Here is a 12,895-nt window from a genome sequence, read left to right as displayed (position 1 = left end):
TTTTTTTGTATTCTTTTTTAGTGTCTGTTCACAAAAGATCTATGACCTCAATGTTTCATTGTTGTTATATTCTCATCTATATACACGCTCTTCACATTGCGGTAAATAGTAATAATAATGGCGATAGCAACAGCCGTTTCGGCAGCGGCCACAGCAATGGCAAACAATGCGAAGAAAAGCCCTTCCAATTGTCCCGGATAAAGAAACCGGTTAAAGATTACGAAGTTCAGATCCGCTGCATTCAACATCAATTCTATTGACATCAATACCATCAGCATATTTTTTCGAGACAGAAAACCATATACCCCGATAAAGAACATAAGCGTACTTACAGCCAGATATGCTTCCATCGGTATGGAAAAGGTTTCTACAAGAAATTGATTCATATTATTATATTATTAAGCTATTCTACTGATTTTATTTCTTCCGGTTATCGTTTACGGGCAATCATAATACCTCCTATGATACAAGCCAAAAGCAATAAGCTGACAGCTTCAAAAGGTAACAGGTATTGATACTTGCTGGTTCCCATCATAGTAGTTCCCAGTTGAGTCATATCCAGAGTCGATTCCATATATGTATATACCTTCGACACATTATAGTATATTATATGACCGCTGATACCTAAACCGAGAAGAGCAACCAATCCGGCTAAAAGTATCCGCTTGGGTTTTTCAAATTTCACATCCTGTCCGGGATGGTTAGTCAATAAGATGGAAAAAATGAATAATACCATTACACCTCCGGCATATACGGCAACCTGTACCGCAGCAAGGAATTGGTAATCCATCATCAGGTATAAACCTGCTGTAGCAAGCAATACAAATAGCAAGTATGTTGCCGATCTGATTATTAAACGTGAAGTAACAGCCATCAGAGAACATCCGACAATCACTACCGCTAAAACGCAAAATATAATAAGCTGTGCCATAGTTAATCTATCCGTATTTTATTCTTTTGTCACATTATCAGCAGAAGCATCCGTTTTAGGTGCAACCTCCTGATTAGTGGTATTTTCTTCTTTCTTTTCAACAACAGGCTGCGAAGCCGGAGCAACAGTTTCAACCGGTTGTGGAGCAGGAGCTGCTGCAGGTTTTTCAACCACAGGTTTAGGTTCCGGTTTCTTTTTCTCTTTAAGCTTCGAACCGGCATGATTCAATTTCAACTCTAATCCTTTACGAGTAAACATAGCCCCTTCGAAATTATTACTGAAAACAATAGCATCCGACGGACAAGTCAGCACACACAGATTACAGAATGTACATAAACCCAGATTATAGTGATATTCGTCCAGAATCTTCTTTTTCTTACCGTCTTCGGTAACAATCATCTGCGAGCGCACCTCAATTGTTCCATTCGGACAATTCATCTGGCATATACCGCAAGCGGTGCAATTATGCTCATTATTTTCATCGTGAGGCATAACAAGTTCGCAACGAAAACGATCCGAAATAACCAAAGTATCTCTGTTCTCAGGATACTGAGAGGTTACTTTTTTCGCGAATAGTTCTTTCCATGTAACACGCATCCCTGTAAACAGCGATCCGATCCCTTGGAATAAACCTTTAAAATATTGTGAAACAGAACTCATTTTCTTTCAATTAAATTTCGCAACTAGTAACTAGCTAATTAAAAGGTCTGCGACCTTAATTAAAGTATATTAAATATATCTTTTAATGTCAGACCTGCCAACACAAGAATTACCATCAACAGAATATTGACCATATTGATCGGAAGAAGATACTTCCATTCGAGCGTCAATAGTTGGTCGATACGCAAACGAGGGAATGTCCAACGCACCCATAAACTGATAAATACCAGAATACCTGTTTTACCAAAGAACCATACGTATGAAGGAATATAATTCATCACTTGATTAAATCCATCCCAACCTTGTATTTGCAAAGGCATCCATCCACCAAGAAATACAGTAGTAGCAATAGCCGCAACGATAAACATATTCAGGTATTCGGCCAAATAGAAGAATCCAAACTGCAAGCCTGAATATTCGGTATGGTATCCGGCTGTTAATTCCGACTCGGCTTCGGGTAAGTCAAAAGGCCCGCGGTTAGTTTCGGCATGACCCGAAATCAGATAAATAACAAACGCAATCACAGAAGCAATATGCCCGTTAAATATATTCCAGCAATACGCCTGACTTTCGATCATTGTCGAAAATTGCATTGTTCCCGAAAGAACAACCATAGTCATTAATGCAAATCCTGCAGAAAGTTCGTAACTGATAAACTGGGCTCCACTTCGCATAGCCCCGATCATCGAGAATTTATTATTACTTGACCATCCGGCCAAAAGCACTCCGATAATACCTAGAGAAGATACAGCCACTACATAAAAAACACCGATATTAAAATCGATTACCTGTAAGCCTTCTCCGAAAGGGATCGCTCCAAAAGTCAGCATAGATGCGACAATCATAAAGAATGGAGCTGTATAAAACAAGAATTTATCAACATTGTCAACATGGATAATCTCCTTGATCAGGATCTTTATCATATCGGCAACACTTTGTATCATACCATATTTACCAACACGGTTTGGACCTAAACGAGCCTGAAAGAATGCGGTAATTTTTCGTTCTACATAGATAAGAATCAAAGCTAGAACCGCATAAGCTGTCAATAAAGCTGCACCAATAAGTACAAACTCAATAGTCAATACAGCCCAATGGGGCAGATTGTCGCTCAAGAAAGTATCGAATGCAGTCGTTAACTTCGAAAGCTCTAATGGTCTTGAAATATCTAACAACATATTTTTTATATTGATAATATAAGTAACTGATAGAATTTAAACATCTGTTTTTAAGCCACAAGTATCTTTGGTTATTTTTCACCAAAGCAATAAAAAGGTCTGCAACCTTAACGGTCGATATCGGGAATCACATAGTCCATAGAACCACCGATACTGATAAAGTCAGACAATTTCTCACCTTTACAGATGAGAGGCATTACCGAAACGGCAGCCATAGACGGCGATCTGAATTTCAAACGATAAGGAAATTTATCTCCACGGCTTTCGATAAAGACTCCAAATTCACCACGTCCGGCTTCTGCTCTTTGATAGAATTCGCCTTCGGGAAGTTTTATTATCGCCTTAGTTTTTGCCTGGAAATCTCCGTCCGGTATATTATCGATCAACTGTTCGATAATATGCAAAGACTCTTCTATCTCGTCCAAACGATTTTTGTAACGAGCATACGCATCGCATTCGGAACGGATAATTTCCTTAAACTCGACTTTATCGTAAAGGGCGTAAGGATGATATTTCCGCACATCACAAGAGAAGCCCGATCCTCGACCGGCCGGCCCTGTAACACCGTACGTAATAGCATCCTCTTTCGAAAGGATACCTAATCCTTCCATACGACCAATAGCGATTACATTACCTGTAAACAAGCGATGATATTCGTCTAGTTTTTCTCTCATATATATAACGAATGCCTTCACATCTTTCTGGAAGTCGTTATAAATATCGAACATCACACCACCAACCACATTATAATTGACAATAAGGCGACCTCCCGAGGTCTTTTCGAAAATCTGCAATATATGTTCACGTTCACGTATACCATATATAAATGCAGTAGTAGCCCCTAAGTCCATACACATACTTCCCCAACCGATCAAGTGCGAATCGATACGGTTAAGTTCGTCCATGATGGTACGTATATATTGGGCTCTTTCCGGGATTTCTATTTGAGCGGCTTTCTCTACACACATACATAATGTATGACGGTTGATACTTGCCGATAAATAATCAAGACGGTCTGTAAAGTGTAGTATTTGTGGATATGTAAGTTTTTCGCTTAGTTTTTCTATTCCACGATGGATATAACCACTATGGACATCTATTTTTTTGACTATCTCTCCATCCAACGCCATACGGAAATGCATTACTCCGTGTGTTGACGGGTGCTGCGGTCCTACGTTGATCACATAGTCATCTTTTTCGAATATTTCAGAAGTTTCTTCTTTTAAACCTTGAGGAGTTTCCACAATGCGGGGAGCAATATCAACAATCTCCTTACTTTCCACATCAACAGGATTCAACACAGGGTCAGCATCATAATCTTTTCTCAAAGGAAATCCTCTCCAATCAGAATTCAGGAAGAAACGACGCATATCAGGATTGTTTATAAAACGGATACCCAACATAGCATACACTTCACGCTCATTATAATGAGCTGTTTCCCATAAATCTGTAACTGAATATAAAAGAGGTTTTTCTCTATCCGCAGTACTAGTTTCCAATACTACTTCCTTGGTAAGGTCTTTAGATGAAGTAAGCAGGTAATTTACACCAAGAGTCTCGCCCCGGTCTACACCTGTAAGCATTGCTAAATAATCGAAAGGCAACTCTGCATTATAACGAAGCGTCTTGGCCAAATGGTGTAAACTGTCTTTATCTACAGTTACTGTCAAGATCTGCTTATCATCAGCTATAATTGCCTCAGGTACTGCTTTTAAGATTATATTTTTGATATTTTCCATTGATCGCTTATATGAATCGGTCTTCGAGCTTTTATATAATAGTAAATTCCACTATCAGAACAATCAGCCTTGGATTTACATATACCAAAACTGCATCAGGCCTTAGACCTTACTTTTTCACTTTAAATACGAATCTTTCGAGCTTAATCTTTCTCTGCAATTGCATAAGACCATAGAAGAGAGATTCGGGGCGGGGCGGACAACCCGGAATATAAACATCCACAGGAATTATTTCGTCAACACCCTTAACCACGTGATATGAGTCTACAAAAGGACCACCTGAAATAGCACAACTACCCATTGCGACTACATATTTAGGCTCAGCCATCTGATCATAGACACGTTTCAACAATGGAGCCATTTTATGAACGATAGTACCTGCTACAACCATTGTATCTGCTTGCCGCGGACTATTACGTGTTACCTCCATTCCGAAACGGGCAATATCGAAGTGAGCTCCTGCCGCTGCCATAAATTCAATACCGCAACAGCTTGTGGCAAAAGCCAAAGGCCAGACAGAATTGGAACGCCCCCAGTTGATCAGATCATCCAAAGCACCAACTACTACCGGCACACCTCCTGCACGGAGTTCTTCTGCGTATTTTTCGAGATATTCATTATCCCTGAATTCTTCATTAGGGATACCTTTTATATATATTTTCTTTACTTCCATTGCAACACTCCTTTCTTCCAGGCATAAGCTAAACCTAAGCCTAATATAAACAAGAAAAATAAAATGCTATACAACCCGGCTATTCCAAAACTACGGACAACTGTTGCCCATGGAAAAAGGAAAATAGCTTCTACATCAAACATTAAATAAAGAATAGCATACAGATAGTATCCTACACGAAATTGCATCCACGAAGTGCCTTTGGTTGGCACACCACATTCATAAGCCTGACCCTTTTGTTCATTAAAAGATTTAGGCGACAGCAATATAGCCATTCCTAAACCAGCACAAACTAAAGTCAAACCTGTAATGAATACAACTAAAAAAAGAGAAGAATCCATATATTGATCATTCAAAAAATTCAAGCATTATCAAACCGATAAGACAAATGATTGTTCAAATTATCAAGTGCACTTGCCATATTCGATGCAAAAGTAAAGCTTTTTTTTTAGGAACAAAAGAAATCCTTAGAAATTAAACTCTTCATAAAAATTCTTTAAACAGGATTAACATACTATAAACTATAAATTAAGAAAACACATCAACACCTTGATCCGACAGATAGAATGGCAACACTTCAATTATCCGAGCAAAAAATCTGTTATCAGTTGATTTCTTTTAATGAAAAACAAGCACAACACAGATTTCTTTACACTAAAACAAATTTTAATCAAGTAAAATCGTACTTTTGCACAAAGTATCAACCATTAAATATCAGGTTTTTATTTTCAGACAATTATAAAGTTTGCGGAACATGAGCACAATTGATTGGGAAAATTTATCATTCGGTTACATGAAAACCGACTTCAATGTTAGAAGCTATTTTAAAGATGGCAAGTGGAGCACACCTCAGGAAACAACATCAGAAAGCATTGACATTCATATGGCTGCAACCTGTTTACACTATGGACAGGAAGCATTCGAAGGTTTAAAGGCTTTTCGTGGCAAAGACGGAAAGGCTCGAATTTTCAGAATGAGAGAAAATGCACTCCGTATGCAATCTTCTTGCAGAGGAATACTCATGGAAGAGCTTCCGATTGATATTTTTGAAGAATCAGTATTGAAAGCCGTTAAATTAAACGAAAAATATATCCCTCCATACGGAAGCGGAGCATCTTTATATATCCGCCCGCTATTGATAGGAACAAGTCCGCAGGTAGGAGTAAAACCATCTAAAGAATACCTGTTTTTAGTATTCGTAACACCCGTAGGCCCTTACTTCAAAGAAGGCTTCAAGCCTACCCCGCTTGTTATATTAAGGAGTTACGACCGTGCTGCACCTCATGGAACAGGAACATATAAGATCGGAGGAAATTATGCCGCCAGCCTTGTGGCAGGAGACAAAGCTCACGAAATGGGATATTCGGCCGTACTTTACCTTGATCCTAAAGAAAAGAAATACATCGACGAAGGCGGCCCTGCCAACTTTTTCGCAATAAAAGACAATACATATATAACACCGGCATCTTCATCCATCCTGCCGTCTATCACCAATATGAGCCTTATACAATTAGCTCAGGATATGGGCATGAAGGTAGAAAGACGACCTGTTAAGGAAGAAGAGCTCTCCACTTTCGAAGAGGTGGGTATATGCGGAACGGCTGCTGTAATAAGTCCTGTTGAACGGATAGACGATGTTGAAGAAAATAAATCTTATCAATTCGTAAAAGACGGTATCGCGGGTCCTATCTCAACTCAACTCTATAATAAGTTGAGAGCTATCCAAAACGGAGATGAAGCAGACACTCATAATTGGGTTACCGTTCTGTAAATTAACAACAATAAGAAACAACTATAGCAAATAGCTGCATGGAACAAGAGCGACCACAAATGATACTGAGAACCGACGATCTCGTAAAAAAGTATAAATCGAGGACTGTTGTCAATCATGTATCTATTGAAGTAAAACAAGGAGAGATTGTAGGTCTTTTAGGTCCCAACGGGGCAGGAAAGACCACAACTTTCTACATGACTGTCGGACTGGTAATGCCCAATGCCGGCAGAATCTTCCTAGACGACACCGAAATAACCAAAGACCCCGTATATAAACGAGCTCAGCAGGGAATCGGGTATTTGGCTCAGGAAGCCTCCATCTTCCGAAAGATGACTGTCGAAGATAATATCAGGGCAGTATTGGAGATGACAGGACAACCTAAAGAATATCAAAAAGAAAAGCTGGAAAGCCTGATTGCAGAATTTGGGCTACAGAAAGTCCGCAAAAACCTCGGAGACAGATTGTCCGGAGGAGAAAGACGTAGAGCCGAGATAGCCCGATGTCTGGCTATCGATCCGAAATTCATTATGCTAGATGAACCATTTGCCGGAGTTGACCCTATTGCCGTTCAAGACATACAGGAAATCGTAGCGAAACTCAAGTACAAAAACATTGGAATACTTATTACAGACCACAATGTAGATGAAACATTGAGTATCACCGACAGGGCTTATCTCCTATTCGAAGGAAAAGTTCTTTTTCAGGGAACACCCGAACAACTAGCATCGAATGAGATTGTTAAAGAAAAATACCTAGGTCGGGATTTCGAACTAAAAAGAAGATCAACAGAACATCTTCGTGAATTGTAGAATAAAAAAAAAGATATATCTTTGCCACAAATGGGGAGATTACTCGCGATAGATTATGGTACAAAACGTACGGGATTAGCTGTGTCTGATCCGATGAAGATCATTGCTACAGGCCTGACTACGGTTCTTACCCGTGACCTTTTTCAGTATCTTAAAGATTATTTTAACAAAGAAAAGGTCGACGAAGTTATTATAGGGATACCCAAAAAGATGAATAATGAATCATCTGAAAATATGAAAAATGTTAAAATTTTCATATCCAAATTCATTAATTTATTTCCGGACACACCTATAACAGGTTACGATGAACGATTCACATCAAGTATCGCACATCAAGCTATGATTGACGGAGGCTTGAAAAAAAAAGACCGTCAGGACAAAGCACTTGTTGATGAAATAAGTGCCACAATTATACTTCAAGACTATATGGAAAGTCTAACTTATAAAAATAAAAATTTATGATACTCCCTATATATTTATATGGACAGCCTGTTTTAAGAAAAGTTGCTCACGAGATAGACAAAGATTATCCGAATCTTTCTGCCCTTATCGAGAATATGTTTGAGACAATGTATAATGCCGACGGAATTGGACTAGCAGCTCCACAAATCGGACTCGATATACGTCTATTTGTGATAGACCTCGAACCTCTGGCAGAAGATGACTCCAGATACAAGGGTTTTAAAAAAGCCTTCATAAACGCAGAGATACTTGAACGTACCGGCGAAGTCGTAACAACACAGGAAGGATGTCTTAGCATTCCCGGTATCAACGAAACTGTACCAAGAGAGGAAACAATAAAAATTAAATATCTTGATGAAAACTTCATCGAACACACAGAAGAATATTCAGATTTTTTTGCACGTTGCATCCAACATGAATATGACCATATAGAAGGGAAATTATTTATAGATAAAATATCAGGGATACGAAAACAATTAATTAAATCAAAACTTAATAATTTAATAAAAGGACGGGTTAATTGTTCCTACAGGACAAAAGCAATTCAAAACAAACCATAATTTTATGAAAATTAAACTGCTACTCTTAACAACACTACTCGTATCATTCTTGGGGTCTTGCGTAACTCCGAGGGATACAAATTTACTTCAGGATATTCCGAAAAACTATCCGATCGATGTAAATCTGAATAACGATTACAAAGTTATTCCCGGCGATCAACTTATTTTAAAAATATACACCCTTGACGAATCCATGCAGGAGCTTTTCAAGCCCTACATACAAAGCAGCTCTCAAGGTATCGCCTCAGCAGGGACATCTGTCAATACACCAAATGTCCTAAATATATATTCAGATGGGACAGTCAAGATTCCTTATCTAGGAAAAATATACGTAGAGGGATATACCATACCGGAAATAAAAAAACTCTTTGAAGATAAGTTCACAACATTTTCACCAAATTTAACAGTTGATGTCACCTTACAAAACCGCTTCTTCTCAGTGTTAGGAAAAGCCGGACAAGGACGCCATGCCATGCCATTACACAAATTAAATATATTTCAGGCTTTGGCGATATCGGGGGCATTTGATAAATTTGGAGACCGCACCAGAGTTAAAATAATCAGACAAACTCCTAATGGAACAGAAGTAAAAACTTTTGACATAAGATCTAAAGATATAGTTGATTCGGAATATTACTATATCCAACCTAATGATGTAATATATGTAAATGAAATGTCCAGAACATTCTTCGGACGAGTAACGACATTCTCGGGAGCCCTTGGGCTAATTGGAATTTTGGGGACAATAACAGCAGCTATAACATTTATCATTAGATCAACAAAATGAGAACAATAAAAAAACAACTCAAGTTATATACAATATTAGGAATATCAATCATTATAGGCCTTTTGAACAGTTCTTGCTCATCGCCTAAAACGACAAACCTATTGCAAGAGAAAAAACCTGTATATACAGCTAAACCCTTCCAGGACTACAAATTACAAATAAATGATGAAATCACATGTTCGATATTCACTAACAACACGGATTTCGCCAACTCTTTCAACGGATTAGAAGGTTTACAGGGAGTAGTATCAACATCCGCCAGTAACGGTTCTGTTTATACAATTTATGACACAGGAAACATAAGTATCCCCTTTTTCGGAGAAATACACCTCCTGGGACTGACAATTGCAGAAGCTGAAGATGTTGTTCAGGCTAGAATGCAACAAGCAATACCAGATGCTCAGGTCAAAATCTTTCTGAATAACAACCAATACTATATTGTTTCGGAAGGACAGAATGGAAGTTATGGGATATACAAAGACAATATGACCATTTTTCAGGCACTTGCAATATCAGGAATCCCAAACGCTGATTACGAAATAGGGAAAGTGAAGATTATCCGTCAAGATGAGACCGGCAGATCAATAATTAAGCAATTTGATTTAAGATCCGAGTCAATTATCGAATCTGAATTTTATTACATAAAGCCCAATGATATGATCTATTATTCAACAAGCAAGACTGCCTTCTTTAGGATCACATCATTTCAATCTTTGATATCAACTCTGTTAGCGCCAATCTCGGCAGCACTAACCGTGTGGGCATTTACAAATAAGTTTTAATATAAAAACGATCTTTTCGGATTGTAAGAGGAGGGATATACATGGAGCAAAGTTTAAACAAACCAAACGATTTTGGCACTGATCCATATTTTGACGAAATACAGGCAAAGACGAAGTTTTCGTTTGATTTTGTCCTATGGTTTTACAGAATATTAAAATATTGGTATCTTTTTATATTATCTCTGGCTTTATTTTTAGGATATGCATACCTTAAAAACAAAAGTTGGACTCCTCTGTATCGATCCTCTGCAACCCTAATGATGGAGCCTAGAGGCAACAACGGTGTAGCAATGGGTTCAGTGCAATTGGGAAGCCTTGTTCAGAGCTCAGTTAATCAACAGATGATACTGAATTCATATGACATGGTGGTCAGGACAGTAGGAAAGCTTCCTCAAATGCGGGTAGACTATTTTCTCAAAACGAAATTCAAAACAGAGAACCTATATGGAATGACCCCGATCTCAATAGAGGCAAAATATGTTGCACCCAGTGCATACAGTATTGTTTTCGAAATAGAGCCGATAAATGCAGATAAATGCAGGATTTTTTATCCGGGATCAGAATCGACACCTCCTTTTTCTATGGAGGTTCCATATAATCAATTCGTTCAGGAATCGAGATTCTACATCAAAATAAATAAGACGGATAGGTTTACTCCGAATTTTACACCTTTTAGTTTTCGCTTTATCTCGAAAGAAGAGCTAATTGGTCGCTATACAGGTCGTACATCATCGGGCTATCAAAGAGAAGGATCAACAGCTTTGGCTGTTTCGATATTCGGAACCAGTCCTCTGCAGGATGTCGATTTTCTCAGGGCATTATTAAAAGAATTTGAAGACTATAACCTTACTCTTAAAAATGAAGCTGCTGACAGAACAATCGCATTTATTGACAGACAGATGGCCTTAATTTCCGACTCATTGCAACAATCGGAAACAACATTCAAAAGGTTTCAGGACGAAACGGGGTTGTATAAAATAGAAGGAGGAGATAAAAGGCTTGAGCGCAATGACATACTAACAGCAATGGCTGAAAACAAAGCTCAAGAAGATATTATTCTAAGATTAACGGATGAGATAAAATCATCAATACTCAACAGTACAGAATTGGTATCACCTAACGCTTTTGGCATTAATGAGCCTAAGCTATCCCAGTCTATTGCAGATTACAACAACATAATAAAAAAACTGGCTAGTATGGGGGAAGCTCATCCTCTATATTCAAAGAGTGAGCAATCTATGAACAGTTTAAGAATAAAAATTTTAGAGGATTTAAGGACTGCTCAGGATAAAATACAGGAGAAAAAAGAATTATTAAATGCTTCATTATCCAGTGTGGAAACAGAAATGACAACCTTACCGGCTCAGGAAAGGGAATACGCAAGATATGAAAAGGTATATAAAGTGAACGATGCTTATTATACCTATCTCCGAAACAAAAGATATGAAGCCACAATTCAAAAAGCATCAAATATCCCTGACAACTTTGTACTAGAGGAACCTCGCCAGATGGGAGGTCCAATTAACGGAGATGAAAAAAACAAGACCTATACATTTTATCTGGCTATCGGGTTGGCTATTCCATTGATATTCGTCATCTGTAAAGAAGAACTCTTCAACTATGCCATCTCAACCAAAGAAGACTGTGAACGGCTATCTTCGCTACCAGTTATCGGAACAATAGAAAATATTTCCAAAAAGATGCCATCGGGAAATACAACTCTCGTAAAGAATTTTCCGAAATCGAGTTTTGCAGAATCGTTCAGAAATATGCGGATTCGATTAGAATATATGGCTCAGAAAGAAACGGGTATTTCTCTACTTGTAACATCTGCCGAACCGGGAGACGGAAAAACATTTATCGCAGGAAATATTGCTTCGGTATATCAACTAACAGGTAGAAGAGTCGTTTTGATCGACTTCGACTTACGTCGTCCATCTGTAGCTAAGCTGTTAAATATCCAGACAAAGAAAGGAGTCTCTAATTTCTTAATCGGTCAGGTATCTTTAGACGAAATAACCATAACCCATCCCGAATACGAATTTGATGTAATTACAGCGGGGACACTGCCTCCGAATCCCAGTGAGCTGATTAAGACAAAGAAGACCCGAGACCTGATAGAATATCTAAAAACAAGATATGATTACGTAATTGTGGACTGTAGCCCGATCGGGTTGGTGTCGGATGCATACATCTTATCCAAGTATGTAGATACGACACTATTTGTTGTAAGACGAGCAAAAACAAACAAAGCATTCTTTAAGAGTGTGGTTAATCAAATGCGTAATGACGGGCTCGAACATGTTGCTCTAGTATTCAATGATGTGAAAGGACGTGAAGGATATTATGGAACATCCAGATACTATGGAGACAAATCATACTATCTGAAAAGAAATTCGTACTATCACGACGACTACTTCGAAAAATAAAAAAATCTATAAAAAGAGGGGCATTAAATGCCCCTCTTTATTTTTCTTATATTAGAATTCATATATTTGCCTTTAGTAAAATAATAAGTAGCCTATATTCCGCTTAAATTT

At 38.2% G+C, this 12,895-nt stretch carries 13 protein-coding genes and 1 pseudogene; 7 read left to right on the top strand and 7 right to left on the bottom strand.

The features are described from left to right. Positions 1-47: 47 nt before the first annotated feature. The 7 genes and pseudogenes from nuoK to K322_RS0105635 form a co-directional block, all read right to left on the bottom strand. On the bottom strand, positions 48-386 hold the full coding sequence (nuoK, locus tag K322_RS0105665; protein ID WP_026626013.1) for an NADH-quinone oxidoreductase subunit NuoK: 339 nt from the start codon (positions 384-386) through the stop codon (positions 48-50). Positions 387-430: 44 nt separating this feature from the next. Continuing rightward, positions 431-931, bottom strand: coding sequence for an NADH-quinone oxidoreductase subunit J family protein (locus K322_RS0105660; RefSeq protein ID WP_026626012.1), 501 nt, complete (start codon positions 929-931; stop codon positions 431-433). 189 nt (positions 932-1,120) lie between these two features. Further along, positions 1,121-1,591, bottom strand: a pseudogene (locus K322_RS0105655) (4Fe-4S binding protein); the annotation flags it as partial. Positions 1,592-1,650: 59 nt separating this feature from the next. Continuing rightward, on the bottom strand, positions 1,651-2,769 hold the full coding sequence (nuoH, locus tag K322_RS0105650) for an NADH-quinone oxidoreductase subunit NuoH (RefSeq protein ID WP_026626010.1): 1,119 nt from the start codon (positions 2,767-2,769) through the stop codon (positions 1,651-1,653). Between the two features lie 107 nt (positions 2,770-2,876). Next, on the bottom strand, positions 2,877-4,508 hold the full coding sequence (locus K322_RS0105645) for an NADH-quinone oxidoreductase subunit D (protein ID WP_026626009.1): 1,632 nt from the start codon (positions 4,506-4,508) through the stop codon (positions 2,877-2,879). 109 nt (positions 4,509-4,617) lie between these two features. Beyond that, positions 4,618-5,181, bottom strand: coding sequence for an NADH-quinone oxidoreductase subunit B (locus tag K322_RS0105640; protein ID WP_026626008.1), 564 nt, complete (start codon positions 5,179-5,181; stop codon positions 4,618-4,620). Then, positions 5,172-5,522 (bottom strand): NADH-quinone oxidoreductase subunit A, encoded by a 351-nt coding sequence (locus K322_RS0105635; RefSeq protein WP_026626007.1) that lies wholly within the window; start codon positions 5,520-5,522, stop codon positions 5,172-5,174. Before K322_RS0105635 ends, K322_RS0105640 begins: the two co-directional genes overlap by 10 nt. A 413-nt stretch (positions 5,523-5,935) precedes the next feature. Between K322_RS0105635 and K322_RS0105630 the strand changes: the two genes are divergently transcribed. The 7 genes from K322_RS0105630 to K322_RS18680 are packed head-to-tail and all read left to right on the top strand — an operon-like array spanning position 5,936 to position 12,784. Beyond that, on the top strand, positions 5,936-6,952 hold the full coding sequence (locus K322_RS0105630; RefSeq protein WP_026626006.1) for a branched-chain amino acid aminotransferase: 1,017 nt from the start codon (positions 5,936-5,938) through the stop codon (positions 6,950-6,952). Between the two features lie 38 nt (positions 6,953-6,990). Beyond that, positions 6,991-7,764: an LPS export ABC transporter ATP-binding protein gene (gene lptB / locus K322_RS0105625; protein ID WP_026626005.1), complete on the top strand. Its 774-nt coding sequence runs from the start codon at positions 6,991-6,993 to the stop codon at positions 7,762-7,764. Between the two features lie 30 nt (positions 7,765-7,794). Further along, on the top strand, positions 7,795-8,226 hold the full coding sequence (ruvX, locus tag K322_RS0105620; RefSeq protein WP_026626004.1) for a Holliday junction resolvase RuvX: 432 nt from the start codon (positions 7,795-7,797) through the stop codon (positions 8,224-8,226). Further along, on the top strand, positions 8,223-8,786 hold the full coding sequence (def, locus tag K322_RS0105615; RefSeq protein WP_026626003.1) for a peptide deformylase: 564 nt from the start codon (positions 8,223-8,225) through the stop codon (positions 8,784-8,786). Before ruvX ends, def begins: the two co-directional genes overlap by 4 nt. Positions 8,787-8,790: 4 nt before the next feature. After that, positions 8,791-9,573 carry a polysaccharide biosynthesis/export family protein gene (locus K322_RS0105610; RefSeq protein WP_026626002.1) on the top strand — a complete coding sequence of 261 codons (783 nt, stop codon included), beginning with the start codon at positions 8,791-8,793 and terminating at the stop codon, positions 9,571-9,573. Beyond that, positions 9,570-10,355 carry a polysaccharide biosynthesis/export family protein gene (locus K322_RS18685; RefSeq protein WP_051290659.1) on the top strand — a complete coding sequence of 262 codons (786 nt, stop codon included), beginning with the start codon at positions 9,570-9,572 and terminating at the stop codon, positions 10,353-10,355. Before K322_RS0105610 ends, K322_RS18685 begins: the two co-directional genes overlap by 4 nt. A gap of 41 nt (positions 10,356-10,396) precedes the next feature. Beyond that, positions 10,397-12,784, top strand: a complete 2,388-nt coding sequence (locus tag K322_RS18680) for an exopolysaccharide transport family protein (protein ID WP_051290658.1) — start codon at positions 10,397-10,399, stop codon at positions 12,782-12,784. The last annotated feature ends 111 nt before the right edge of the window (positions 12,785-12,895 follow it).

The organism is Indolivaga capnocytophagoides DSM 22835, assembly GCF_000426485.1.
GTDB classification, from domain to species: domain Bacteria; phylum Bacteroidota; class Bacteroidia; order Bacteroidales; family Dysgonomonadaceae; genus Dysgonomonas_A; species Dysgonomonas_A capnocytophagoides.
This window is presented reverse-complemented; position numbering and strand designations above follow the sequence as displayed.